Origin of the sequence: Altererythrobacter sp. H2 (assembly GCF_035319885.1) — a bacterium.
GTDB lineage: Bacteria > Pseudomonadota > Alphaproteobacteria > Sphingomonadales > Sphingomonadaceae > 34-65-8.
The window spans coordinates 1,730,956-1,755,102 of the sequence record NZ_CP141285.1 but is presented as its reverse complement, the minus strand read 5'-3'; the positions used below and the strand labels follow the sequence as shown (position 1 = coordinate 1,755,102).

26 protein-coding genes are annotated in these 24,147 nt (G+C 64.1%); 20 read left to right on the top strand and 6 right to left on the bottom strand.

Translation table 11 applies throughout. The features are described from left to right. Positions 1-9: 9 nt before the first annotated feature. The 4 genes from U4960_RS08860 (at position 10) to U4960_RS08845 (ending at position 3,861) form a co-directional block, all read left to right on the top strand. Positions 10-768: a ComF family protein gene (locus U4960_RS08860; protein ID WP_324260293.1), complete on the top strand. Its 759-nt coding sequence runs from the start codon at positions 10-12 to the stop codon at positions 766-768. A 390-nt stretch (positions 769-1,158) separates the two neighbouring features. Further along, on the top strand, positions 1,159-1,518 hold the full coding sequence (hisI, locus tag U4960_RS08855) for a phosphoribosyl-AMP cyclohydrolase (RefSeq protein WP_324260292.1): 360 nt from the start codon (positions 1,159-1,161) through the stop codon (positions 1,516-1,518). A gap of 31 nt (positions 1,519-1,549) precedes the next feature. Beyond that, the gene (locus tag U4960_RS08850; protein ID WP_324260291.1) at positions 1,550-2,023 is read left to right on the top strand and encodes a MerR family transcriptional regulator; all 474 of its coding nucleotides are present in this window, start codon (positions 1,550-1,552) and stop codon (positions 2,021-2,023) included. A gap of 32 nt (positions 2,024-2,055) precedes the next feature. Then, positions 2,056-3,861, top strand: a complete 1,806-nt coding sequence (locus U4960_RS08845; RefSeq protein WP_324260290.1) for an acyl-CoA dehydrogenase C-terminal domain-containing protein — start codon at positions 2,056-2,058, stop codon at positions 3,859-3,861. Here the strand turns inward: U4960_RS08845 and U4960_RS08840 are convergent. The 5 genes from U4960_RS08840 to tyrS all read right to left on the bottom strand — a co-directional run bounded on the left by U4960_RS08840 (position 3,858) and on the right by tyrS (position 8,493). Next, positions 3,858-4,202 (bottom strand): dienelactone hydrolase family protein, encoded by a 345-nt coding sequence (locus U4960_RS08840; RefSeq protein WP_324260289.1) that lies wholly within the window; start codon positions 4,200-4,202, stop codon positions 3,858-3,860. The two genes, U4960_RS08845 and U4960_RS08840, sit on opposite strands and share 4 nt — an antisense overlap. 349 nt (positions 4,203-4,551) lie before the next feature. Further along, positions 4,552-5,472: a cysteine synthase A gene (gene cysK / locus U4960_RS08835; protein ID WP_324260288.1), complete on the bottom strand. Its 921-nt coding sequence runs from the start codon at positions 5,470-5,472 to the stop codon at positions 4,552-4,554. Beyond that, a complete protein-coding gene (locus tag U4960_RS08830) occupies positions 5,469-6,692 on the bottom strand; it encodes an MFS transporter (protein WP_416379117.1) in 1,224 nt (407 codons plus the stop codon). Before U4960_RS08830 ends, cysK begins: the two co-directional genes overlap by 4 nt. 132 nt (positions 6,693-6,824) lie before the next feature. After that, a complete protein-coding gene (locus U4960_RS08825; RefSeq protein WP_324260286.1) occupies positions 6,825-7,163 on the bottom strand; it encodes a PilZ domain-containing protein in 339 nt (112 codons plus the stop codon). A gap of 100 nt (positions 7,164-7,263) precedes the next feature. Beyond that, positions 7,264-8,493 carry a tyrosine--tRNA ligase gene (gene tyrS / locus U4960_RS08820; RefSeq protein WP_324260285.1) on the bottom strand — a complete coding sequence of 410 codons (1,230 nt, stop codon included), beginning with the start codon at positions 8,491-8,493 and terminating at the stop codon, positions 7,264-7,266. Positions 8,494-8,574: 81 nt separating this feature from the next. Between tyrS and U4960_RS08815 the strand changes: the two genes are divergently transcribed. The 3 genes from U4960_RS08815 (at position 8,575) to U4960_RS08805 (ending at position 11,681) form a co-directional block, all read left to right on the top strand. Continuing rightward, positions 8,575-9,096, top strand: coding sequence for a hypothetical protein (locus U4960_RS08815; RefSeq protein WP_324260284.1), 522 nt, complete (start codon positions 8,575-8,577; stop codon positions 9,094-9,096). Further along, positions 9,093-10,295: an exo-beta-N-acetylmuramidase NamZ family protein gene (locus U4960_RS08810; protein WP_324260283.1), complete on the top strand. Its 1,203-nt coding sequence runs from the start codon at positions 9,093-9,095 to the stop codon at positions 10,293-10,295. Before U4960_RS08815 ends, U4960_RS08810 begins: the two co-directional genes overlap by 4 nt. Before the next feature lie 90 nt (positions 10,296-10,385). Continuing rightward, positions 10,386-11,681: a spinster family MFS transporter gene (locus tag U4960_RS08805; protein WP_324260282.1), complete on the top strand. Its 1,296-nt coding sequence runs from the start codon at positions 10,386-10,388 to the stop codon at positions 11,679-11,681. Here the strand turns inward: U4960_RS08805 and U4960_RS08800 are convergent. Next, entirely contained in the window at positions 11,678-12,874 is a 1,197-nt protein-coding gene (locus U4960_RS08800; protein WP_324260281.1) for a thiolase family protein, read from the bottom strand. The genes U4960_RS08805 and U4960_RS08800 overlap by 4 nt on opposite strands. A gap of 169 nt (positions 12,875-13,043) precedes the next feature. Between U4960_RS08800 and U4960_RS08795 the strand changes: the two genes are divergently transcribed. From U4960_RS08795 to nuoI, 13 genes are all read left to right on the top strand, one after another. Then, entirely contained in the window at positions 13,044-14,474 is a 1,431-nt protein-coding gene (locus U4960_RS08795; RefSeq protein WP_324260280.1) for a coniferyl aldehyde dehydrogenase, read from the top strand. Between the two features lie 143 nt (positions 14,475-14,617). Next, entirely contained in the window at positions 14,618-14,992 is a 375-nt protein-coding gene (locus U4960_RS08790; protein ID WP_324260279.1) for an NADH-quinone oxidoreductase subunit A, read from the top strand. Continuing rightward, entirely contained in the window at positions 14,983-15,534 is a 552-nt protein-coding gene (locus U4960_RS08785; RefSeq protein ID WP_324260278.1) for a NuoB/complex I 20 kDa subunit family protein, read from the top strand. The genes U4960_RS08790 and U4960_RS08785 overlap by 10 nt, the downstream gene beginning before the upstream one ends. After that, positions 15,531-16,406, top strand: coding sequence for an NADH-quinone oxidoreductase subunit C (locus tag U4960_RS08780; protein WP_324260277.1), 876 nt, complete (start codon positions 15,531-15,533; stop codon positions 16,404-16,406). The genes U4960_RS08785 and U4960_RS08780 overlap by 4 nt, the downstream gene beginning before the upstream one ends. After that, on the top strand, positions 16,403-17,614 hold the full coding sequence (locus U4960_RS08775) for an NADH-quinone oxidoreductase subunit D (RefSeq protein WP_324260276.1): 1,212 nt from the start codon (positions 16,403-16,405) through the stop codon (positions 17,612-17,614). Before U4960_RS08780 ends, U4960_RS08775 begins: the two co-directional genes overlap by 4 nt. Continuing rightward, positions 17,611-17,784 carry a hypothetical protein gene (locus U4960_RS08770; protein WP_324260275.1) on the top strand — a complete coding sequence of 58 codons (174 nt, stop codon included), beginning with the start codon at positions 17,611-17,613 and terminating at the stop codon, positions 17,782-17,784. Before U4960_RS08775 ends, U4960_RS08770 begins: the two co-directional genes overlap by 4 nt. Further along, complete coding sequence (gene nuoE, locus U4960_RS08765; RefSeq protein ID WP_324260274.1) at positions 17,777-18,445, top strand: NADH-quinone oxidoreductase subunit NuoE; 669 nt, start codon at positions 17,777-17,779, stop codon at positions 18,443-18,445. The genes U4960_RS08770 and nuoE overlap by 8 nt, the downstream gene beginning before the upstream one ends. Further along, complete coding sequence (locus U4960_RS08760) at positions 18,445-18,612, top strand: hypothetical protein (RefSeq protein WP_324260273.1); 168 nt, start codon at positions 18,445-18,447, stop codon at positions 18,610-18,612. The genes nuoE and U4960_RS08760 overlap by 1 nt, the downstream gene beginning before the upstream one ends. Continuing rightward, positions 18,612-19,919, top strand: a complete 1,308-nt coding sequence (nuoF, locus tag U4960_RS08755; RefSeq protein WP_324260272.1) for an NADH-quinone oxidoreductase subunit NuoF — start codon at positions 18,612-18,614, stop codon at positions 19,917-19,919. Before U4960_RS08760 ends, nuoF begins: the two co-directional genes overlap by 1 nt. Beyond that, complete coding sequence (locus U4960_RS08750; RefSeq protein ID WP_324260271.1) at positions 19,916-20,590, top strand: hypothetical protein; 675 nt, start codon at positions 19,916-19,918, stop codon at positions 20,588-20,590. Before nuoF ends, U4960_RS08750 begins: the two co-directional genes overlap by 4 nt. Next, positions 20,583-22,592 carry an NADH-quinone oxidoreductase subunit NuoG gene (gene nuoG / locus U4960_RS08745; RefSeq protein WP_324260270.1) on the top strand — a complete coding sequence of 670 codons (2,010 nt, stop codon included), beginning with the start codon at positions 20,583-20,585 and terminating at the stop codon, positions 22,590-22,592. Before U4960_RS08750 ends, nuoG begins: the two co-directional genes overlap by 8 nt. Further along, positions 22,589-23,650 (top strand): NADH-quinone oxidoreductase subunit NuoH, encoded by a 1,062-nt coding sequence (gene nuoH / locus U4960_RS08740; RefSeq protein WP_324260269.1) that lies wholly within the window; start codon positions 22,589-22,591, stop codon positions 23,648-23,650. Before nuoG ends, nuoH begins: the two co-directional genes overlap by 4 nt. After that, positions 23,647-24,135, top strand: a complete 489-nt coding sequence (nuoI, locus tag U4960_RS08735; protein WP_324260268.1) for an NADH-quinone oxidoreductase subunit NuoI — start codon at positions 23,647-23,649, stop codon at positions 24,133-24,135. Before nuoH ends, nuoI begins: the two co-directional genes overlap by 4 nt. Positions 24,136-24,147: the final 12 nt, after the last annotated feature.

Genomic DNA, 24,147 nt, shown 5'->3' with positions numbered 1-24,147 from the left:
CATCGCCGCGTGTCGCACGCTGCCTTCCTGCGCGAATCCCTCGCCCCGCTGGTCGATCTCGTATTCCCGCCGCGCTGCCCGCTTTGCGGTGAGGGGATCGGGCAGCAGACCGGCCTCTGCGCGGCGTGCTGGAGTACGCTGGTCATTCCGGCCGCTCCGCTCTGTTCGCGCTGCCAGCGCCCTTTGCCGGAGAGTGCGGGGGAGGGGGATGCCCAGTGCGCGCCCTGTATGGCCCATGCTCCCCGGCATAACGGGATCGCTGCGGGCACGCTCTACAACGGGCCCTCGCGCAAACTGGTGCTGGCCTTCAAGCACGGCGGGCGGATTGCGCTGGCACCGCTCATGGCGGGCCTGATCGCGTCAAGGCTGCCAGGCCTTGAAGGGGGATGCCTGTTCGTGCCGGTCCCGCTCCACAGGTGGCGGCTATGGCGGCGGGGGTACAACCAGGCCGCCCTGCTGGCCCGCGCCCTGGCGCAGAGGACCGGCCAGCCGGTGCTGGTCGATGGCCTCCTCCGCACCCGCCCGACGCCTGTGCTGGGCAGGCTTGGCAAGCAGGAGCGAAAGCGCGCATTGGCTGGCGCACTGGTGGTCAATCCGCTTCGCCGAGCGAGCATCAGAGGGGCAAGGATCGTGCTGGTGGACGATGTGCTGACCAGCGGGGCAACCACCGATGCCTGCGTGGCAGCACTCCAGAAGGCTGGTGCGAAATCCGTGGTGATTGCCTGCTTCGCCCGCGTGCTGGACGAGGCGTTACCCTTCACGGAATAGGACCCTTCACGGAAGTGGGCCCAAACGAAACGCCCGGAGTCTTGAGACTCCGGGCGCCCACGTGACGAAATTGTCTGAACCCGCCTTGCGGCAAAAGCGACCCCACCCCCATGAAGTCGCCAGGGTCCGATCCCTCATCTTGTGTGGAGGCGCCTGGCTTGCGCCGGCAGCACTCCGGCCCCCTGAACCTGGCGCTCTGATGACGCCGCTGGCTTGGCGGGCGGCCCGAAGGCCGCGATGAAACGTTTCCCACTCGCGGTCCGATGTTTAAAGACGGTTCGCACCATGCGACCGATTTTGCAGCCCATCTGTGCTTATTGTGCAACAAGCGGTAAGTGCGGCCCGTCACATTCTCCTAGGTAATCCGATTTGTCCTCCAAAGCTGAAACAATGGAACGCGAACAGGGCGAGGCCTTCATGCCTCGATTCGACGGCCAGGGCCTGCTCGCGGCCATGGCGGTTGACGCGGACGATTCGTCTCCCCTGATGCTGGCCTGGATGAACGCCGAGGCGCTCGCGCTCACGCAGGAAACCGGCGTGGCCCACTTCTGGTCCCGTTCGCGGCAAGCCTTGTGGAAGAAGGGCGAGACCTCCGGTCACGTACTCGAAGTGATCGAGATTCTGGTGGATTGCGATCAGGATGCGCTGGTCCTGCGGTGCCGGCCTGCGGGGCCGGCTTGCCACACAGGCGCGCGCAACTGCTTCTACCGGCGGCTGGAGCAGGGCCGGCTGGTCCGGGTGGCCACTTGACGTTTACGTAAAGGAAAGTTATCAACATGGCATGACGCCAGCCAGCCCCAGTCCAGCCAGTCCAGCCGAAGCCGGTCAAGCGAACGACCAGCACAAGGGCGCACACCTTGATCGCCCTGACAAGCTTGAGCGCGAACAGTACTCGATTTCAGACCTGACCGAAGAGTTTGACTGCACCGCGCGTGCGCTCCGCTTTTACGAGGACGAAGGCCTGATCGCGCCGCAACGCATCGGTCTCACCCGCGTCTATTCGAAGCGGGACCGGGCGCGGCTTGCGTGGATCATGCGCGCCAAGAACGTCGGCTTCAGCCTGATCGAAATCCGCGAGATGATCGACCTGTACGATCTGGGCGATGGCCGCGCTGAGCAGCGCCGCGTGACGGTCGAGAAATGCCGCACGCATATCGCCAAGCTCAAGCGCCAGCGCGCCGATATCGATTCGTCGATCAAGGAACTGACCGAGTTCGTGAAGCTCATCGAAAAGCTCACACCCGGCAACAGCTGACCCGCACACCTGACTGACCCAAGGACATTACGATGCCCACCTATACCGCCCCCACCCGCGACACCCGCTTCATCGTCAACGAGGTGCTGGATCTTGCCAGCTACGGCAACCTGCCCGGCTTCGAGAGCGCCACGCCCGACATGATCGATACGGTGATCAACGAAGCCGGCCGGTTCTGCAGCGAAGTGCTCGCTCCGCTCAACCAGACAGGCGACCTGGAGGGCTGCACCCGTCATCCCGATGGCAGCGTGACGACCCCGACAGGGTTCAAGGAAGCCTACCGCCAGTACCGTGAAAGCGGTTGGGGCACGATTTCACAGCCAGAGGCCTTTGGCGGGCAGGGCATGCCGCACGTTCTGGGCATGGTAATCGAGGAGTTCACCGGCACCGCCAACCAGGCCTTCGCCATGTATCCGGGCCTCACTGCGGGCGCGTCGGCGGCCTTGCTGGCCAAGGGTTCGCCCGAGCAGCAGGCGATGTATCTGCCCAAGATGATTGCGGGCGAATGGTCCGGCACCATGAACCTGACCGAGCCGCATTGCGGCACCGACCTTGGCATGATACGGACCAAGGCAGAGCCGAACGGCGATGGCAGCTATGCGATCACCGGCACCAAGATCTTCATCTCGGCGGGCGAGCATGACCTGACCGAGAACATCGTCCACCTGGTCCTGGCCAAGACCCCCGGTGCACCTGACAGCACCAAGGGCATTTCGCTGTTCGTGGTGCCCAAGTTCCTCGTCAACGCCGACGGCTCGGTGGGCGAGCGCAACGCCGTCTCCTGCGGCTCGATCGAGCACAAGATGGGCATCCACGGCAATGCGACCTGCGTCCTCAACTATGACGGCGCGAAAGGCTGGCTGGTGGGCGAGGAAAACAAGGGCCTCGCCGCCATGTTCATCATGATGAACGCCGCCCGCCTCGGCGTCGGCATCCAGGGCTATGCCCAGGCCGAAGTCGCCTACCAGAACGCAGTCGCTTATGCGCTCGACCGGCGGCAGGGCCGCGCGCTGACCGGCCCGGCAGAGCCTGAGGCCAAGGCCGATCCGATCTTCGTTCATCCCGACGTGCGCCGCATGCTGATGGACGGCAAGGCTTTCACCGAAGCCATGCGGGCGCTGTGCCTGTGGGGCGCGCTGCTGGTCGATCTCAGCCACAAGGCTCCGACCGAGCAGGAACGGGCCGATGCCGATGCGCTGATCGGGCTGCTGACGCCGGTGATCAAGGGCTACGGCACTGACAAGGGTTATGACGTCGCCACCAACATGCAGCAGGTGTTCGGCGGGCATGGCTATGTCGAGGAATGGGGCATGAGCCAGTTCGTGCGCGATGCCCGCATCGCTATGATCTATGAAGGCACCAATGGCGTGCAGGCGATGGACCTGTGCGGCCGCAAGCTGGGCCAGAACGGCGGCGCGGCGGTGCAGGCGTTTTTCAGGATGGTGGGCGAAGAGATCGCCGCCGCCAAGGGTGATGCCGTGCTCGGCCCGCTGGCAGAAAAGCTGGAAAAGGCGCTCGGCGAGCAGCAGGCGGCGACCATGTGGTTCATGCAGAACGCCATGGCCAATCCCAACCACCTTGGCGCAGGCGCGCACCATTACATGCACATCATGGGCATCGTGGCCCTCGGCCTGATGTGGCTGCGGATGGCCAAAGTGGCGCAGGCCAGGCTGGCCGAAGTCGGCGAGGACAAGGCGTTCTACGAAGCCAAGATTGCGACGGCGCAGTATTACATGGACCGCTTCATCCCCGACGCCGGCGCTCTACGCCGCAAGCTGGAAGCGGGCGCGGACAGCATGATGGCGCTGGGCGAGGAGGCGTTCCAGACAGCGGCCTAACCGCCAAGTACCTCCTCAAACAGGGAAAGCGCCGATTGCCAACTCTGGCGGTCGGCGCTTGCGTTGAAGGCCACCGCCGCGTTGCCCGGCGGCGGGTTCGGGTTGGTGAAACCGTGAACGACCCCACTGTAGCTGTGAAAGTGCCAATCGGCTCCTGCGCGATCCATTTCCTGCCAAAACGCCATCACCTGTTCGCGCGGCACCAGCGGGTCTGCGTCGCCGTGACAGACCAGGATGCGCGCCCTGACCATACCCGGTTGAGCCGGCGCAGCTGTGTCGAGCAGGCCGTGGAAGCTGACAACTGCGGCGAGGTCAGCCCCGTCACGGGCGAGCTCAAGCACGGCCTGCCCGCCCATGCAGAAGCCAATTGCGAGCAAGGGCTTATCGGGGCTACCTGCTGCAACGCAGCGAGCCCGGCGCGCAAGCGTGCGCGATATACCCGGCTGTCACGGCGCAATCCGTTCGCCAGGGCCAGCGCATCCTCGAAGCTGGCCGGAGTGTGCCCGTAAAAATCGCAGATCAGGGCCAGATAGCCGGACTCGGCCAGAGCCCGCGCCTTTGCCTCGACTGCGGGGGTCGCATTCATGATCGTCGGAAACACGGCGACCGCCGCCAGCGGCGTTCCCTGTGGGCGGACGAGTTTCCCTGACAGCGAAAGACCGCCGTCACGGTAATCGACAGCTTCGAAGCTCATTCGACTGGCAGGAAGTCCGGCACCGAAAGGTAACGTTCGCCGGTGTCATAGTTGAAGCCGAGCACGCGCGAACCGGCGGGCAATTCGGGCAGCTTTTTGGCGATGGCTGCCAGCGTTGCGCCACTCGAAATCCCGACCAGCATCCCTTCCTCGCTGGCGCAGCGACGGGCCATGTCCTTGGCCGATTCGGCATCCACCTGGATCGCCCCGTCGATCGCCTGGGTGTGCAGGTTGCCGGGAATGAAACCGGCCCCGATGCCCTGGATCGGGTGCGGGCCGGGCTGGCCGCCGCTGATGACGGGCGAAAGCTCCGGCTCGACTGCCCAGGCTTTCATCTGCGGCCATTGGCGCTTCAGTTCTTCAGCGCAGCCGGTCAGGTGGCCGCCGGTGCCGACCCCGGTAATCATCGCGTCGATCGGCGAGTCGCTGAAATCGGCGAGAATTTCCTTTGCTGTGGTGGCGACGTGAACCTTCCAGTTGGCGTCATTGTCGAACTGGCTGGGCATCCATGCTCCGGGTGTGCTTGCCACCAGTTCAGAGGCGCGTTCGATGGCCCCCTTCATGCCTTTTTCACGCGGGGTCAGATCGAAGCTGGCACCATAGGCCAGCATCAGCCGCCGCCGTTCAAGGCTCATGCTTTCGGGCATGACCAGGACCAGCTTGTACCCCTTGACCGCTGCCACCATGGCGAGGCCAATGCCGGTGTTGCCACTGGTCGGCTCGATGATCGTGCCGCCCGGCTTGAGTGCGCCGCTGCGTTCGGCATCCTCGATCATGGCAAGCCCGATCCGGTCCTTGATCGATCCGCCCGGGTTACCGCGCTCGTTCTTCACCCAGACTTCGTGATCCGGGAACAGGCGGGACAGGCGGATGTGCGGCGTATTGCCGATAGTGGCGAGGATGCTGTCGGCCTTCATGGCGGGCTCCTGAAATGAGGGTCGTTGTCTTTCTCTACCAATTCGTCAGGTGGGTCAAAGGTCCGCGTGGTCCGCAGGACCGGAAAAATTGTTGACCATATGACCACTGTCACCAGCGCCCCGGCTCCGCCGATCACCACGGCGGCGACCGGCCCGATCACGAAGGCGAGGCTGCCCGAAAAGAAGTCACCGAATTCGTTCGATGCACTGATGGTCAGGTGGCTGACCGAGGAGACCCGCCCGCGCTTGTCATCCGGCGTATGCAACTGAACCAGCGACTGGCGGATATAGACGCTGAACATGTCTGCTGCGCCGATCACGAACAGCGCCATGAGGCTGAGCGGCATCGATGTGGAAAGCCCGAACACGATGGTAGCCACGGCAAACACCGCCACCGCGCCCAGCATCTTGGGGCCGACATTGGTTTTGAGCGGCCGGAAGCTGAACCACAGCGCCGTCAGCGCAGCGCCGATGGCGGGGGCCATGGCAAGCTGGCTCAACCCGGTTGCCCCCACCTGCAGGATGTCGCGGGCATAGACGGGAAACAGCGCTGTGGCCCCGGCCAGGAACACCGCGAACAGGTCCAGCGTGATCGTGCTGAGGACCATCTTGTTGCGCACGACATAGCGCAGCCCGTCGATGATCTGCCCGATCGGGCGCTGCGCCCCGGTAATGACCGTTTTGGGCACGGCGCCGATCTGGTAGGCCGCGATGAGGCCGATGGCGTACAGGGCAACGGCTGCGGCATAAGGCAGGGCCGGCTCAATCGCGTAAAAGTAGCCCCCCAGACCCGGACCCACAATCATGCCCGTCTGCCAGGCGATGGAGGACAGGGCGATGGCGTTGGGCAGGATCGCCTTGGGCACCAGATTGGGGGCGAGGGCAGACAGGGCCGGGCCGACGAAGCCCCTCGCGATGCCCAGGAGTATCGCAACGCTATAAAGCACCGGCAGGGTCATCGCGTCCTGCCAGGTGAACCAGAGCAGGACCGCCGCCCCGAACAATTGCAGGACAATCATCGCCCGCGCGACATTGCGCCGGTCGAGCCGGTCGGCGGCAAGGCCCGCAAATGGGGTGATCACGAACAGCGGCAGGAACTGGAGCAGCCCGATCAGCGCCAGCTGCCCCGACGCCGCAGCGACTCCCTGTCCGGCGTCACGCGCTATGTTGTAGGTTTGCCAGCCGATGATCAGCAGCATGGCATACTGCGCGAGCGTCATGCTCAGCCGGGAAATCAGGTAGGCGCGGAAATTCGCGACGCGCAGGGGATGGGTTGGTTCGTTCACCACCCGTCCATGGCAGGGCGCAAGGCTGATGGAAAGGAGCCGGTACTTTGACCGGCCAAAGGACTTCTAGCGCGTCCGGCGCAGCCTGGGATTGGGCTGGAGCTGGTCGATTACCAGCATGAAATCGTCCAGCCGGATGATCCGTTCGAACTGGAAGCCGGCGCGTTCGTCACGCGCCCAGATCACATAGGCTTCGATCCGTCCCACCACGGGAAGGCGGATGATAACCCGGTCGCCGCGGGAAAGATCGGCCGCATCATCGACCATGAAGCCATGCGCCGACATATTGCAGATGTGCAGCTTGATATCACCGCGACTCGGGTGCTCCCCGATCACCGGGTAATCGACCGGGTGCCGCGCCGCTCGGCGCAGGTCGGTAACGCTCAGGCTTGCTCCAACTGTCACAGGCAAAGGTCCTCCTGGCTGACGACTGCGAACTCCGCAAATGCCCCCGAAAGGCTGCGATTTGGTAAAGGAAAGCTCTGACCGCTTAACTTTTGTGAGTTCAGGCTGTGAGGATGGCGTGTTTCTTCTTGCCCAGGCTGAGCTTCACCTCGCCGCCTGCCGGCACGGTTACCAGCAGGGCCGGATCGCTGACGGGCTGGTCGTCAAGCCGCACCGAATTTTCCCCGATCTTCCGCTTGGCCTCGCCGTTGGACGCAGTGAAGCGGAGCTCGGTCAGGATCGCGCCGATCCGCATGCCTTCGCTGCCCACGGAAAGCGTCGGAAGACCTTCGCCTGCGCCGCCCCCGGCAAATGTCTCGCGAGCGGTGGCCTCGGCCAAGTCAGCGACGTCGCGACTCCGCACCAGGCTTGTCACTTCGTTGGCGAGCATGATCTTGGCCGCGTTGATCTCCGCCCCTTCGAGCCCTTCGAGGCGGGCGATTTCGTCAAGCGGCAGGTCGGTGAACAGGCGCAGGAACCGGCCGACATCGCGGTCGTCACAGTTGCGCCAGTACTGCCAGAAATCGTAGCCGGGCAGCTGCGCTTCGTTGAGCCAGACCGCACCGGCGGCGGTCTTGCCCATCTTGCCACCGTCTGCCGTGGTGAGCAGCGGCGTGGTGAGGCCGAACAGCTCCGCACCATCCATCCGGCGGCCGAGTTCCACCCCGTTGACGATATTGCCCCATTGGTCGCTGCCGCCCATCTGCAGGCGCACGCCCATTTCCTGCGAGAGGTGACGGAAATCGTACCCTTGCAGGATCATGTAATTGAACTCGAGGAAGGTCATCGGCTGCTCGCGCTCGAGCCGCAGCCGCACCGAATCGAACGACAGCATCCGGTTGACGGTGAAATGCGTGCCAACCTTTTGCAGCATCTCGATATAGCCAAGCTGGCCGAGCCAGTCCTGGTTGTTGACCATGACCGCGTCGGTCGGTCCGTCTCCGAACACCAGCAGCTTTTCGAACACGGTGCGGATACCGGCGATGTTGGCTTCGATGGCCTCATCGGTCAGCATCTTGCGGCTCTCGTCGCGTCCGGTCGGATCGCCGATCCGGGTCGTGCCGCCGCCCATGACCACCACCGGCTTGTGCCCGGTCTGCTGGAGGCGGCGGAGCATCATGATCTGCACCAGGCTGCCGATGTGCAGGCTGGGGGCCGTCGCGTCGAAACCGATGTAGCCGGGCACGATCGCCGTGCTGGCGAGGGCATCGAGGCCCTCGGCATCGGTCGTCTGATGGATATAGCCCCGCTCGTCGAGCAGGCGCAGCAGGTCGGACTGGTAGCTGGTCATGATGGCGCGCCCCTAGCAGCGCGGAACCGCTTTCCCAAGTGCCTTGCGAGCGGGGTGCCCTTGGGCCAAAGGTTGGGTCCGATGCACCAGCTTGTCCTCCATCCCGATTGCGCACCCGGGCCGATAACCGCCGTTTCCGCTTCCGTCACGCCGACTGCGGCCGGCTGCCGCGCCCGGTTCCGCTTCGAAGGCGATATCGCCCGGATCAAGGTGCCGGTTCACGCGGCCAGTGAACGCACGGATTTTCTGTGGAAGACAACCTGCTGCGAGATTTTCTGGCGGCCAGACGGCGGGCCGGGCTATCGCGAATTCAACCTCTCTCCGTCCGGTCGCTGGGCCTGCTATGATTTCGACGATTTCCGGCTGAACAGCCGCGACGGGCCGGTCGAGGCAATTGCGGTTGCCTGTTCGCAGCACGACCGGGAAATGGTGCTTGAGGCAACAATCGCATCTGCCCTGCTGCTTCCCGCACAGGTGGCCCTCAACGCGATTATCGAGGACGCGGGCGGCAACATCCAATACTGGGCGCTGGCATTCCCGGAAGGCAGGCCCGAGTTCCACGCAGAGGCATGCCGGACGATCAGACTGGAGGAAAGGGCATGACCGTCCTGTTCGGAATTGACCGCTTGCTGGGCGACCGCGCCATGCTCGGCGAACTGGAGGGCAAGCGGGTGGCTCTGGTCGCGCACCCGGCCTCGGTGACGGCTGACCTCACCCACAGCCTTGATGCGCTGATCGCGGCGGGCGTCAACGTGACCTCCGCCTTCGGCCCGCAGCACGGGCTCAAGGGCGACAAGCAGGACAACATGGTCGAGACCGAGGACGAGCTCGACCCGCTTTACGGTATCCCCGTGTTCAGCCTCTATGGCGAAGTGCGCCGCCCGACCGCGCAGATGATGGCCAGCGCGGACGTCTTCCTGTTTGACCTGCAAGACCTGGGCTGCCGGATATACACCTTCGTCACCACGCTTCTCTACCTGCTGGAAGAGGCGGCTAAAGCGGACAAGAGCGTCTGGGTGCTGGACCGCCCCAATCCTGCCGGGCGCCCGGTCGAAGGCACCCTGCTGGTGCCGGGGCAGGAGAGCTTCGTAGGCGCCGCGCCGATGCCGATGCGGCACGGGCTGACCATGGGCGAGATGGGCCACTGGTTCGTGGAGCACTTCGGACTGGACCTCGATTACCGGGTCGTGGCCATGGACGGCTGGCAGCCGGATGGCCCGGGCCAGGGTTGGCCGGAAAGCCGGGTATGGATCAATCCCAGCCCCAACGCGGCAAACGTCAACATGGCGCGGGCCTATGCCGGCACGGTCATGCTGGAAGGGACTACCCTGAGCGAGGGGCGCGGCACCACCCGGCCATTGGAAGTTCTGTTCGGCGCTCCCGACGTCGATGCGCGCGGCGTGCTGGTCGAAATGGCGCGTCTGGCACCAGAGTGGCTGGCTGGCTGCGCAATCCGGGAATGCTGGTTCACGCCGACCTTCCACAAGCATTCGGGCCAGTTGTGCAGCGCGCTGATGATCCATGCTGAAGGCAGCTTTTACAGCCACCATGCCTTCCGGCCGTGGCGTCTGCAGGCGCTCGCCTTCAAGGCCATCCGCAATCTCGGGCCGGACTACCCGCTCTGGCGCGATTTTCCCTACGAGTACGAGTTCGACCGGCTCGCCATTGATGTCATCAACGGCGGCCCGGCCTTGCGGGAATGGGTGGATGATGCGAATGCGACGCCGCACGAACTCGACAACCTCGCCAGTGCCGACGAGGCAAGCTGGATCGCCATGGTCCGGGAATACCTGATTTACTGATCGGCGCTTGACCCCGCTCGCCTCGTCAGCAAGCATGGCATCAGCAGAAAATATGCGGGCGCGACCCGTGAGATGGGAGCGTTTCAGCTGATGGCATCACAACCGCAGGCGGCAGTCGTTGCGGCGCCGAAGACAGTCAGGGTTACGTTGTGGATCCTGCTGATCGTCTACATCTTCAATTTCATCGACCGGCAGATCGTCAACATCCTGGCTGAGCCGATCGCGCGCGATCTGGGCCTGTCCGATACGCAAATCGGCCTGATGACCGGGCTGGCTTTCGCCCTGTTCTATACCGCGCTCGGCCTGCCCATCGCCCGCTATGCTGACCGGGCGACGACCCACCGCCCGCGCCTGATCGCGGTGGCCTTGGCAACCTGGTCTCTGATGACAGCGCTGTGCGGGCTGGCACAGAATTACTGGCAGCTGCTGCTGGCCCGGATTGGTGTCGGGGTGGGGGAGGCTGGCTGCACGCCGCCCGCCCACTCGCTGATCAGCGACATGGTCCCCCCGGAGAAACGCAGTTCGGCGCTGGCATTCTATTCGCTGGGCATTCCGATCGGATCGCTGCTGGGTATGGTGATCGGCGGGGTGCTGGCCGACTGGCTGGGCTGGCGAGAGGCTTTCCTGGCGGTTGGCCTGCCGGGTGTTGCTCTCGCGCTGGTGGTCTGGTTCGTTCTGCGCGAACCCCGCTACGAAGGGCTGCTCAAGCCGACCAAGGCCGATTCGCCGCCGGAGATTCCGCTCGGGCAGGCGGTGCGCTCGGTCCTGGGCTCGCGCGCTTTCGTGCTGCTGCTGTTTGCCGGTTCGACCGCCGCATTCCTGTCTTATGGCAAGACCACCTGGACCACGATCTTCTTCCAGCGCACCCATGACCTGACACCGGGTGAAGTCGGTTTCTGGTTCGGGGTCATCAACGGCGTCGCGGGCGCAGCGGGGACGTTCCTCGGTGGCTGGCTGGCAGACAAATACGGCGCGATCAATCGCCGCCACGTCTTGACCGCCCCGGCGGTAGGGATGGCGATTGCCGCCCCGATTGCGTTCCTGGCCTACCAGGCTCCGACCTGGCCAATCGCCCTGGCGTTGCTGGTGATCCCGACGCTGTGCAATTCGCTCTACTACGGGCCGGTCTATTCGGCGGCGCAGGGGCTGGTGCCGATCCGCTCACGCGCCATTGCAGCGGCCACGCTGCTGTTCTTCCAGAACCTGATCGGGCTGGGGCTGGGGCCGCTGTTCTTCGGCATGCTGTCAGACTGGCTGCAACCAAGCTTCGGCGCCGAGAGCGTGCGCTACGTGCTCTACGGCGCAGCCTTCCTCGGCCTCATCCCGGCGTTCTTCTTCTGGCGCGCGAGCTTGAGGTTCAACGAGGAACTGGACCAGAAAGACTAGGCCAGCTCGACCGCAATCGCGGTCGCCTCGCCGCCGCCGATGCACAGGCTGGCCACGCCGCGCTTCTTGCCCTGGTTCTTCAGGGCGTTGAGCAGGGTGACGATGATCCGCGTGCCGCTCGCACCAATCGGATGGCCCAGCGCGGTTGCGCCACCGTTGACGTTGATCCGGTCATGCGGGATGCCGATGTCGCGCATGGCGAACATGGCGACGCAGGCGAACGCTTCGTTCACTTCCCACAGGTCGACATCCTCAACCGACCAGCCTGCGCGGTCGAGCACCTTCTGGATCGCGCCGACCGGGGCGACGGTAAAGTCCTTGGGCTCCTGCGCGTGCGCGGCCATGGCGACGACGCTGGCGACCGGGGTCTGCCCGTTGGCGGCAGCCAGGCTGGCGCGGGTCAGCACCACGGCGGCGGCACCGTCCGAGATCGAACTGGACGTCGCGGCGGTGATCGTGCCGTCCTTGGCAAAAGCTGCGCGCAAGGTGCGGATCTTGTCCGGCTTGCCCTTGCCGGGCTGTTCATCGGTATCGACGACAACTTCACCCGCACGGCTCACCACGGTCACCGGCACGACCTCGTCAGCAAAGGCGCCCGAGGCGATCGCGGCATTGGCCCGGCGGAGCGACTCGATCGAATAACCGTCCATGTCCTCGCGGGTCAGCTGGTATGCGTTGGCAGTGTCCTGCGCGAAGGTGCCCATGGCACGCCCGGCTTCGTAGGCGTCTTCCAGCCCGTCGAGGAACATATGGTCATAGGCAGTGTCATGGCCGATGCGCGCGCCGGAACGGTGTTTCTTGAGCAGATATGGGGCATTGGTCATGCTCTCCATCCCGCCTGCGACGACATAGTCCACCGTGCCGCTGGCGAGGGCCTCGGCGCCCATGATCACGGTCTGCATGCCGGAGCCGCAGACCTTGTTGACCGTGGTCGCCTGGACCGAGCGGGGCAGCCCCGCCTTGATCGTGGCCTGGCGGGCAGGGGCCTGACCCAGTCCCGCCGGCAGCACGCAGCCCATGTAGACCCGGTCAAAGGCGTCAGGCGCCACGCCCGAACGCTCGACGGCTGCCTTGACCGCCGTCGCGCCCAGATCGGTCGCGCTGACATCGGACAGCGCGCCCTGCATGCCGCCCATCGGGGTGCGGGCGTAGGACAGGATGACAACCGGATCGGCAGCGGAAAACTGGGCCATGGGAAACCTTCCGTGGGGTAACAGGGTGTGAACAGCATCTAATGCTGCACTGCGGCAATGGCAATGCGCCACAGGGCACAGCCTTTCCATACCCCCGCTAAAGCGCGCTTGTCATCGCCGCTGCTATAGTGGAAAACGGTCGCAAATCGAAACTCACGGGAGAACTGCCATGGCCGACGACCGCAAACCCGAACTCGAAGCGACGCTGAAGAAGCAGCGTGATGCCTTCACTGCCTCCCGTCCGGAACCGGTATCGGTCCGCAAGGACCGGATCAAGCGCGCCATGGCGATGGTGACCGACCGGGGCGACGAACTGGCCCGGGCCATGGCGGCCGATTTCGGCAACCGGTCCGTGCACCAGTCGATGCTCACCGATATCGCCGCTACGGTCGGCGCGGGCAAGCACGCGCTCAAGCACATCGACAGCTGGGCAAGGGCAGAAAAGCGCAAGGTCCAGTTCCCGCTCGGCCTGCTCGGCGCCAAGGCCGAAGTACGGTATGAACCCAAGGGTGTGATCGGCATCCTCAGCCCGTGGAACTTCCCGGTCCAGCTCGCCTTCGGGCCGCTGATGCAGGTGCTCGCGGCGGGCAACCGGGCGATGATCAAGCCGAGCGAGTTCACCGAGCGGACCAGCGCAATCATGGGCGAGGCCGTGGCCAAGTACTTTGCCGAGGAAGAGGTCGCACTGTTCACCGGCGGGCCGGAAGTGGCGGGGGCCTTTTCCAGCCTGCCGTTCGACCACCTCGTATTCACCGGCTCGACCGCTACCGGACGCCGGGTGATGGAGGCTGCGGCGAAGAACCTGTGCCCGGTCACGCTGGAACTGGGCGGCAAGAGCCCGGTGATCCTGGGCCGGAGCGCCGATCTCACCCGGGCTGGGGAACGGATTGCATTGGGCAAGATGATGAATGCGGGGCAGATCTGCCTCGCGCCCGACTACCTGATGGTGCCCGAGGAGATGGAGGACGGCGCCATTGCCGCGGTCGAACTGGGCGTGCGCAACATGTATCCGACCCTGCTCAACAATGATGACTATGCTTCTGTCGTCAGTGATCGCCACTTCGACCGTCTCCAGTCGATGGTCGCCGATGCCCGTGACAAGGGGGCCGAGGTGATCGAGGTCAATCCCGCAAACGAGGACTTCGGCAACGCAAACGTGCGCAAGATGCCGCTGACGATCCTACGCAACGTCAGCGACGACATGCAGGCGATGCAGGAGGAGATCTTCGGCCCGGTCCTGCCGGTCAAGACCTACAAGCAGGTCGATGAGGCGATCGGCTATATCAACGAGCATGACCGCCCGCTCGGCCTCTACTACTTCGGCGAGGACAAGGGCGAGCAGGAGCGGGTGCTGACCCGCACCATTTCCGGCGGGGTCACCACCAACGACGTGATTTTCCATGTCTCGATGGAAGACCTGCCGTTCGGCGGCGTCGGGCCTTCGGGTATGGGCTCCTACCATGCGATCGAGGGCTTCCGCGAGTTCAGCCATGCCCGGGCGGTCTACCATCAGCCCAAGATCGACATCGCCAAACTGGGCGGGTTCAAGCCGCCCTACGGCAAGGCGACCGACAAGGCGATTGCGACGATGATGAAATAGGCAGTCGAAAGCCTGCCGGCTCGCTGGCCGGTCCTGACGGAAAATGCACCGGATCATGCGGGAAATGCGGCGTTCCCGGCCTTGCACCATCAGGCCGAGAGGCCTAGGGGCTTGCCCAACTCCGCCCCCCAAGGGAATCGTTCGTGGTCGATCTAAGCCAGTATCTGCCGATCCTCATATTCCTGTTCATCGCAGCGGGAATTTCGGCCCTGTTCGTGTTCCTGCCGATGGGCGTCTCGCGCCTGACCGGCACGCATAACCCGACTGCTGACAAGCTCAGCGAGTACGAGTGCGGCTTTCCTGCGTTCGAGGAGCCGCGCAGCCAGTTTGACGTCAAGTTCTACCTCGTCGCCATCCTGTTCATCATATTCGACCTCGAAGTCGCGTTCCTGTTCCCCTGGGCGGTCAGCCTGGGCGAAACGGGCTGGACCGGGTGGATCGGCATGATGGTGTTCCTGCTGATCCTCACGATCGGCTTCGCTTATGAATGGAAGAAAGGGGCGCTCGAATGGGAGTGAACCAGTTGCTTCCCGCAGCGGCGCAGGGCGGCGAGATCCGCCAGCCCGATGCGGACTATTTCCGTGCCCTCCAGACCGAGGTCAACGACAAGGGCTTCCTCGTCACCAGCACCGAGGACCTGTTCCAGTGGGCCCGCACCGGCAGCCTGTGGTGGATGACCTTCGGCCTCGCTTGCTGCGCGGTGGAGATGATCCACGTCAACATGCCGCGCTATGACATGGAGCGGTTCGGCGTCGCCCCGCGCGCATCCCCGCGCCAGAGTGACGTCATGATCGTAGCCGGTACGCTGTGCAACAAGATGGCCCCGGCGCTGCGCAAGGTCTACGATCAGATGTCGGACCCTAAGTACGTCATCTCGATGGGCAGCTGCGCCAATGGCGGCGGCTATTATCACTACAGCTATTCGGTGGTGCGCGGGTGTGACCGGATCGTCCCGGTGGACATCTATATCCCCGGTTGTCCACCCACTGCCGAGGCGCTGCTCTATGGCGTTATGCAGCTGCAGCGGAAGATCCGCCGCTCGGGAACGATTGAACGATGAACGTGCTGCATTCCGCACCAAGGTTCGCCTCCAACGAAGGCGTACGCGAGGCGCTGACCAGCGCGCTCGGCGAGATGGTATTGTCGTCGAACGAGAACTTCGGCGAGATCGTCATCACCGTTGTGCGTGATCGGATCGACGATGCGCTGCGCCTGTTGCGTGACGAGCATGAATACCAGCAGCTGATGGAGATTGCCGGGGTCGACTATCCATCCCGGCCCGAGCGGTTTGAAGTTGTCTACATGCTGCTCAGCGTAACGCGAAATCACCGGGTCACGCTCAAGGTTACGGCGGCCGAGCATAAGCCGGTTCCCACCGTCACGACCATCTGGCCGAATGCGGGGTGGCTGGAACGCGAGGTGTTCGATCTCTATGGCGTCCTGTTTGCCGGCAACACCGATCTGCGCCGCATCCTGACGGATTACGGCTTCGAGGGGCACCCGTTCCGCAAGGATTTCCCGCTCACCGGTTATACCGAACTGCGCTATTCCGAGGAGGAAAAGCGGGTCGTCTACGAACCGGTGCAGCTGGCGCAGGATCTGCGGCAGTTCGATTTCATGAGCCCATGGGAGGGCGCGGATTACGTCCTGCCGGGTGACGAGAAAGCCACCATGCCGCCGGTCGCCGAACCCAAGACCACCGAGAAGCCGTCCGACACCGGCGCCGGCGCCAAGACTGACGCCAAGGCGGCAGAAAAGGTTTCTTCCGGCGCGCCTGCGGAAAAGGATTCCACGGAAGAGCCGCACGCGCCCGAGCCGACCGAAAGCCGGCCCAAGCGTGCCCCGCGCAAGGGCACCACGAAGGACACCAAGGCAGCCACCAAACCCGCTGCCAAGCCGCGCACCCGCAAGCCCAAGGGAGAGGCGTCATGAGCCTCCAGCTCGAACAGTCGCCCACCACCGGCGACGAGGTGATCACCAACTACACGATCAACTTCGGCCCGCAGCACCCGGCCGCGCACGGCGTTCTGCGCATGGTGATGGAGCTGGATGGCGAGATCATTGAACGGATCGACTGCCATGTCGGCCTGCTCCACCGCGGCACCGAGAAGCTGATCGAGCACAAGACCTACCTGCAGGCGCTGCCCTATTTCGACCGGCTCGATTACTGCAGCCCGTTGTGCATGGAGCATTCCTACGTTCTGGCGGTGGAGAAGCTGCTCAACATCGAGGTGCCGCTGCGGGCGCAATACCTGCGGGTGCTGATGGCGGAACTCACGCGCATCAAGAACCACATGCTGAACCTTGGCGCGCACGTGATGGACGTGGGCGCGATGACGCCCAACCTGTGGATGTTCGAGCTGCGCGAAGACTGCATGAACTTCTATGAGCGCGTTTCCGGCGCTCGGATGCACGCGGCCTGGTTCCGCCCCGGCGGTGTGCACACGGACATTCCCGAGAAGGTGCTGGTCGACATCGGCCACTGGGTCGACACGCGCCTGCCAGAACTGTTCGGCGACGCGATGAGCCTGGTGGTCGACAACCGCATCTTCAAGCAGCGCAATGTCGATATCGCGGTGGTGAGCAAGGAAGACGCGCTTGCCTGGGGCTTCTCCGGCCCGATGATCCGCGCCGCTGGGATCCCGTGGGACCTGCGCAAGAGCCAGCCCTACGACGTTTACGACCGGATGGAGTTCGACATTCCCGTCGGCACCAATTCGGACTGTTACGACCGCTTCATGGTCCGCGTGAAGGAAGTCTACGAGAGCGCGAAGATCATCAAGCAGTGCTTGGCGCAAATGCCCAGCGGTCCGATTGCGAGCACCGATGGAAAAGTCTCGCCCCCAAAGCGCGGCGAGATGAAGCAGAGCATGGAAGCGCTTATCCACCACTTCAAGCTCTACACCGAAGGCTTCCACGTGCCTGCGGGTGAAGTCTACGTGGCGACCGAAAGCCCCAAGGGCGAATTCGGAGTCTATCTGGTGTCGGATGGGTCGAACAAACCCTACCGCTGCAAGATCCGACCGACCGCGTTCAGCCACCTCCAGGCAATGGACATGATGAGCAAGGGTCACATGCTGCCCGACGCGACGGCCATCCTCGGCGCAATCGATGTGGTGTTCGGGGAGTGTGACCGGTGAATAAGGAGCAAATGCACGGATTGCTGATCGGGTTTTCGATTGTCCTCTTCGTATCGGCTGTCGTCATGTTCATTATCGGCAATGTGGTGATCGGAGCGGCCAATATTGCCATCGGCTCATCGCTCATCGCGGTGGCCGCCTCGCTGAAGAAGAAAAACGACAATGGCTGACCGTTCCCCCGCACCCGATACTCCCGAACTGCGCGCCCGCTGGGGTTCTTTCGCGTGGACGGACGAAAACCGTGCGAAGGCCGACTGGCACATCGCCAAGTATCCCGAAGGCCGCCAGAAAAGCGCGGTAATGCCGCTGCTCGATCTCGCCCAGCGACAGGTCGGCGCCGAGACCGATACGCAGGGCTGGCTGCCGCTGCCGGTGATCGAATATGTCGCCAAGTATCTCGACATGCCGGTGATCCGGGTGCTCGAAGTCGCGACGTTCTATTTCATGTACAACCTGCGTCCGGTGGGCAAATTCCACGTGCAGGTGTGCGGCACCACCCCGTGCATGCTGCGCGGCTCGGACGCGCTGTTCGACACCTGCAAGAAGCGCGGGATGAGCAAGGGCCATGTCTCCGCCGATGGGCTGTGGACACTCACCGAAGTCGAATGCATGGGCAATTGCGCCACCGCGCCGATGGTCCAGATCAACGACGACAATTATGAAGACCTGACTCCTGAGCGGCTCGATGCAGTGCTCGATGCGCTTGCCAGCGGGCAGACGCCGAAGGCAGGCACGCAGGAGCCGGGCCGCCACACCAGCGAACCGGCGGGCGCGCTGAGCACGCTCAAGGCGATGGTCGATGCCAACCATGATTACCGGGGGGAATGGTGATGGGCGAAATCGGTAAAAAGGGTTTGCCGGTGGTCGGCATCATCTTTCTTGCCCTTGCGGCCTTCAAATTCCTGCAAGGCGATGACTGGGTCGTTTGGTTGATCCTCGGCTTCCTGTTCGGCGGGTTCGGGGTTTTTGCCCGCAACAAGTCGGGAGGGAATGGTTAGTGAGCCTTCAGGACAAAGACCGCATCTTCACCAACCTCTACGGGTTCCAGCCCTGGAACCTGAAAGAGGCGCAGGCGCGTGGGGACTGGGATAACACCAAGGCCCTGATCGCGCTCGGGCAGGACAAGATCATTGACGAGGTCAAGGCCTCCGGCCTGCGCGGACGGGGCGGGGCGGGCTTTCCGACCGGCCTCAAGTGGTCGTTCATGCCCAAGGAAAGCAAGGACGGCCGCCCCAGCTTTCTGGTCATCAACGCCGACGAGTCCGAGCCGGGCAGTTGCAAGGACCGTGAGATCATCCGCCACGATCCGCACAAGCTGATCGAAGGCGCGCTGGTCGCCGGGTTCGCGATGCGCGCGCGGGCTGCCTACATCTACATTCGCGGCGAATATATCCGCGAGGCCGAGACGCTTCAGGCGGCGATCGACGAAGCCTATGCGGCGGGATTGCTGGGCAAGAATGCGGCCAAGTCCGGTTACGACTTCGACGTGTTCATGCATCGAGGCGCGGGCGCCTATATCTGCGGCGAAGAGACCGCGATGATAGAAAGCCTCGAAGGCAAGAAGGGCCAGCCGCGCCTCAAGCCGCCGTTCCCGGCCGGCGCTGGCCTCTATGGCTGCCCGACCACGGTCAACAACGTCGAGAGCATCGCGGTCGTCCCCACGATCCTGCGGCGGGGCGCGACCTGGTTCTCCAGCTTCGGGCGCGAGAACAACAAGGGCACCAAGCTATTCCAGATCAGCGGGCACGTGGACAAGCCCTGCGTGGTAGAGGAAGCGATGAGCATCCCGTTCCGCGAACTGATCGAGAAGCATTGCGGCGGCATTACCGGCGGGTGGGACAACCTGCTGGCGGTGATCCCCGGCGGGTCCTCCGTGCCTCTGGTTCCGGCGGCGCAGATCATGGACGCCCCGATGGACTTCGACGGGCTGAAGGATGTCGGCTCCGGGCTTGGTACAGCGGCAGTGATCGTGATGGACAAGTCGGCCGACATCGTCCGCGCGATTTCGCGGCTCAGCTACTTCTACAAGCACGAAAGCTGCGGCCAATGCACCCCCTGCCGTGAAGGCACGGGCTGGATGTGGCGCATGATGGAGCGCCTGCGTACCGGCGACGCGGCGATCGAGGAAATCGACATGCTGCAGCAGGTTACCAAGCAGGTCGAAGGCCACACCATCTGTGCGCTGGGCGATGCGGCGGCGTGGCCGATCCAGGGCCTGATCCGTCACTTCCGGCCTGAGCTGGAGCGGCGCATTCACGAGCATAACGCGCAGTTTGCGCCAGAATACGAAGAGGCGGCAGAATGATCCTCGCGTCTCTCCTGCTGGCCTTGCAGGCGGCGCCCCCGGCGCAGCAGCAGCCCGAGCCGTTTCCTGCCCCGTGGCCCAACCCCGAGCGGGAAATGGGTCGCGGCGATGCGCCGGTAGTGCCCGAGGACGAGCAAAAGGCGCGACGCACCATGGCCAGTTTTGCCGAATGCGTGGTCGCTGCCAGCCCGGCCAAGGTCTCCGATGTGCTGGTGCGAGATTTCCGCACGACCGAGTACCGCAATGGCCTGCGCAACCTGTCGCGTGACAACGAAGGCTGTGCCCGCAAGGTCGGCCTTTCCGGGCGGATGCGGATGGGCAACCTGCCGTTCGCAGGTGCGCTGGCCGAAGAAATGCTGGAGCAGGACCAGGAGTCGCTGCTGAAGCGGCTGTCCATGGCCGCGCTCGGCCCGGCCGCAGCCAGCTATTCGTGGACTGACGGCGTGGCCATGTGCATTGCCCGCGGTGCGCCGCACATGGTGGCTGCTGCCCTCACGACCGAAGTCGCCAGCAAGGAAGAACGCGCAGCTTTGGCCGAGCTCCAGCCAGTTGCGGACATTTGCTCGGGCGAGAAGGGCAAGCTGGAAGCCTCCGCGCTCGGCCTGCGCTCGATGTTGGCAACCGCCTCTTATCGCCTGCTTGCCGCCCAGAAGGTGGAAAACGATGCCTAAGGTTACTGTCGACGGCCAGGAAATCGAGGTCCCCAACGGGGCCACTGTCCTGCAGGCCTGCGAGCTGGCGGGGAAGGAAATCCCTCGCTTTTGCTATCATGAACGGCTGAGCATTGCCGGCAACTGCCGCATGTGCCTGGTCGAGGTAAAGCCCGGGCCGCCCAAGCCGCAGGCGAGCTGTGCGCTGCCCGCCACCGAGGGACAGGAAATCCGCACCGACACGCCGATGGTGAAGGCCGCGCGCGAAGGGGTGATGGAGTTCCTCCTCATCAACCACCCGCTCGACTGCCCGATCTGCGACCAGGGCGGTGAATGTGACCTGCAGGACCAGGCCGTGGCCTATGGCCGGGGCGGCAGCCGCTACGAGGAAAACAAGCGCGCCGTCACCGAGAAGTACATGGGCCCGCTGATCAAGACGATCATGACCCGCTGCATCCACTGCACCCGCTGCGTCCGCTTCAGCGAGGAAATCGCGGGCGTGGACGAAATCGGCGCGCTCTATCGCGGCGAAGACATGCAGATCACCACCTATCTCGAACAGGCGGCGGCGCATGAGCTTTCGGCCAATGTGATCGACCTGTGCCCGGTCGGCGCACTGACCTCGCGCCCCTATGCCTTCGAGGCGCGGCCGTGGGAACTGAAGAAGACACTGAGCATCGACGTGAGCGATGCGGTGGGCGCAAACATCCGCCTCGACAGCCGCGGGCGCGAAGTGATGCGCGCGCTGCCCCGCGTCAACGACGACGTGAACGAAGAGTGGCTCTCCGACAAGGGCCGCTACATGGTCGACGGGCTCGGCGCGCGGCGGCTCGACAAGGTGTGGATCCGCAACGCTGGCAAGCTCCAGCCCGCGAGCTGGGACGAAGCCTTCAAGACCATTGCGGGCGCTAAGCCCGGTGCCAGTATCGCTGCGATTGCAGGCGATCTGGTCGATTGCGAGACGATGTTCGCCGCCAAAGCCCTGCTGCGGGCGATGGGGTCCGACCTGCTCGAAGGGCGCCAGACCGGCCTTGCCTACGAGACCGGCAATCTCGCTGCGGTCAACTTCAACAGCACTTTCGCCGGTATCGAGACGGCTGACGCGATCCTGATCGTCGGCAGCCATGTCCGCTGGGAAGCGCCACTGGTCAATGTCCGCCTGCGCAAGGCGGCCAAGCGCGGGGCGAAGGTGTTCATCGTCGGCCCTGAATGGGAACCGACCTATCCGGTGACGTTCCTGGGCAACGATCTTTCGGTGCTGGGCAAGCTGCCCAAGGACGTGACGGAAGCGTTCAAGGGCGCCGAGCGGCCAGCGCTGATCCTCGGCGGGGCGGGGCTGGCCAAGGGCGCACTGGGTGCGTGCCTGGCGCTCTCCGACAAGCTCAAACTGGTCCGTGACGATTGGAACGGGTTCAACGTCCTCCACATGGCGGCGAGCCGCATGGGCGGGTTGATGCTAGGATATGCGCAAGCTGGCGGAATTGGCGACATCGCCAAGGCCTCGCCCAAGGTGGTGCTGGCATTGGGCGCGGATGAAGTCGACTGGTCGGCCTTTACCGGCAGCCTCAAGGTCTACATCGGCCACCACGGCGACAAGGGCGCGCACGCGGCGGACATTGTCCTCCCCGCTGCCAGCTTTGCCGAGAAAGACGGGACTTACGTCAACACCGAAGGCCGGGTGCAGTTCGCCGAGAAGGCCGTGTTCGCGCCGGGTGACGCGCGCGAAGACTGGACGATCCTGCGCGCGCTGGCAGATGCGCTGGGCGTGACTGTCGGTTTCGACAGCTTTGACCAATTGCAGGCCGCGATGATCGCTGAAGTGCCTGCGCTCGGCGAAGAGGGGCTCGCTAATTATGGCGCGCTGCCCAAGGGGAATGCGAAGACCAAGGTGGAAGATGTGATCGAAGGTTATCCGATCAAGGACTTCTACCTCACCAACCCGATCGCCCGCGCCAGCGCGGTGATGCAGCGCTGCTCGGCCGAACTGCTCCACGGGGAAGACATTGCGGAGGCTGCGGAATGACCCGGTTCTTCCAGTCTCTCGGCATGTCCTACGAATGGGCATGGGCCGTTGCCACCGTCTCCGGCATCCTCATCATCGCCTTGCCACTGATGGCTGCGGTGGCGATGATCATCTACATGGACCGCAAGGTCTGGGCCGCGATCAACCTGCGGCGCGGGCCGAACGTGGTCGGGCCGTTCGGCCTGCTCCAGTCGTTTGCCGACGGGATCAAGGTGTTCCTGCAGGAAACCATCATCCCCAGCGCGGCGAACAAGGGCATCTTCATCCTCGCCCCGATCGTCACTTTCATCGTGGCACTGGCCGCCTGGGCGGTGGTCCCGTTCGACGCAGGGGTGGTGCTGGCAGACATCAACGTCGGCCTGCTCTACATTCTCGCGATCAGCTCGCTGTCGGTTTACGGCGTGGTGATGAGCGGGTGGGCATCGAACTCAAAGTACCCCTTCTTCTCCGCCATGCGCGCTGCCGCGCAGATGATTTCCTATGAAGTCTCGATCGGGTTCATCCTGATCTGCGTGGTCCTGTGGGCGGGCACGTTCAACCTCAGCGAAATCGTCGAGGCGCAGCGCGGCCACGGGTTCGGGATCGTCAACGGCTACGTCTTCAACCTGCTGCTGTTCCCGATGTGGGTGATGTTCTTTATCTCCTGCCTGGCGGAAACGCAGCGCGTGCCGTTTGACCTGACCGAGGCGGAAAGCGAGCTCGTGGCCGGTTACCAGACCGAATACAGCTCGATGGCCTTCGCGCTGTTCTGGCTGGGCGAATATGCCAACATCCTGCTGATGTGCACGCTCAACGCGCTGCTGTTCTTCGGCGGTTGGCTTCCGCCGCTCGATATCGATCTGATCCCGTGGTTCGACATCCCGGGCATCGTCTGGCTGTTCGGCAAGATCCTGTTCTTCTTCTTCCTGTTCAGCTGGGTCATGGCGACGGTTCCCCGCTACCGCTACGATCAGCTGATGCGGCTCGGGTGGAAGGTGTTCCTGCCGCTGAGCCTCCTCTTCGTCGTCCTCGTCTCTGGCTATCTCATGGCCACCGGCCACTATGGAGCCGCTGCATGACCTCGGTCGCCCAGTTCATCAAGTCGTTCACCCTGTGGGAGATCGTGAAGGCGCACGCCCTCACGCTGAAGTACTTCTTCAAGCCCAAGGTGACGATCAACTATCCGTTCGAGAAGAACCCGCTGTCGCCCCGTTTCCGCGGGGAGCATGCGCTGCGCCGCTATCCCAATGGAGAAGAGCGCTGCATCGCGTGCAAGCTGTGCGAGGCGGTGTGCCCGGCGCAGGCGATCACCATCGAGAGCGAACCGCGCGAAGATGGCAGCCGCCGCACCACGCGGTATGACATCGACATGACCAAGTGCATCTACTGCGGTTTCTGCCAGGAAGCCTGTCCGGTCGATGCCATCGTCGAGGGGCCGAACTTCGAATACGCGACGGAAACGCGCGAGGAACTGCTCTACGACAAGGCGAAACTGCTGGCCAACGGGGACAAGTGGGAGCGTGCCATCGCTGCCAACCTTGAAGCCGATGCGCCCTACCGTTAGGGGCCGCGCCCA

Bases quoted from the DNA above. Each gene is read 5' to 3' on its own strand.
- hisI (WP_324260292.1), top strand. From the start codon at position 1,159: ATGGAACGCGAACAGGGCGAGGCCTTCATGCCTCGATTCGACGGCCAG.
- U4960_RS08850 (WP_324260291.1), top strand. From the start codon at position 1,550: ATGACGCCAGCCAGCCCCAGTCCAGCCAGTCCAGCCGAAGCCGGTCAA.
- U4960_RS08845 (WP_324260290.1), top strand. From the start codon at position 2,056: ATGCCCACCTATACCGCCCCCACCCGCGACACCCGCTTCATCGTCAAC.
- cysK (WP_324260288.1), bottom strand. From the start codon at position 5,472: ATGAAGGCCGACAGCATCCTCGCCACTATCGGCAATACGCCGCACATC.
- U4960_RS08830 (WP_416379117.1), bottom strand. From the start codon at position 6,692: ATGACGCTCGCGCAGTATGCCATGCTGCTGATCATCGGCTGGCAAACC.
- tyrS (WP_324260285.1), bottom strand. From the start codon at position 8,493: ATGACCAGCTACCAGTCCGACCTGCTGCGCCTGCTCGACGAGCGGGGC.
- U4960_RS08815 (WP_324260284.1), top strand. From the start codon at position 8,575: ATGCACCAGCTTGTCCTCCATCCCGATTGCGCACCCGGGCCGATAACC.
- U4960_RS08810 (WP_324260283.1), top strand. From the start codon at position 9,093: ATGACCGTCCTGTTCGGAATTGACCGCTTGCTGGGCGACCGCGCCATG.
- U4960_RS08805 (WP_324260282.1), top strand. From the start codon at position 10,386: ATGGCATCACAACCGCAGGCGGCAGTCGTTGCGGCGCCGAAGACAGTC.
- U4960_RS08800 (WP_324260281.1), bottom strand. From the start codon at position 12,874: ATGGCCCAGTTTTCCGCTGCCGATCCGGTTGTCATCCTGTCCTACGCC.
- U4960_RS08795 (WP_324260280.1), top strand. From the start codon at position 13,044: ATGGCCGACGACCGCAAACCCGAACTCGAAGCGACGCTGAAGAAGCAG.
- U4960_RS08785 (WP_324260278.1), top strand. From the start codon at position 14,983: ATGGGAGTGAACCAGTTGCTTCCCGCAGCGGCGCAGGGCGGCGAGATC.
- U4960_RS08780 (WP_324260277.1), top strand. From the start codon at position 15,531: ATGAACGTGCTGCATTCCGCACCAAGGTTCGCCTCCAACGAAGGCGTA.
- U4960_RS08775 (WP_324260276.1), top strand. From the start codon at position 16,403: ATGAGCCTCCAGCTCGAACAGTCGCCCACCACCGGCGACGAGGTGATC.
- nuoE (WP_324260274.1), top strand. From the start codon at position 17,777: ATGGCTGACCGTTCCCCCGCACCCGATACTCCCGAACTGCGCGCCCGC.
- U4960_RS08760 (WP_324260273.1), top strand. From the start codon at position 18,445: ATGGGCGAAATCGGTAAAAAGGGTTTGCCGGTGGTCGGCATCATCTTT.
- U4960_RS08750 (WP_324260271.1), top strand. From the start codon at position 19,916: ATGATCCTCGCGTCTCTCCTGCTGGCCTTGCAGGCGGCGCCCCCGGCG.
- nuoG (WP_324260270.1), top strand. From the start codon at position 20,583: ATGCCTAAGGTTACTGTCGACGGCCAGGAAATCGAGGTCCCCAACGGG.
- nuoH (WP_324260269.1), top strand. From the start codon at position 22,589: ATGACCCGGTTCTTCCAGTCTCTCGGCATGTCCTACGAATGGGCATGG.
- nuoI (WP_324260268.1), top strand. From the start codon at position 23,647: ATGACCTCGGTCGCCCAGTTCATCAAGTCGTTCACCCTGTGGGAGATC.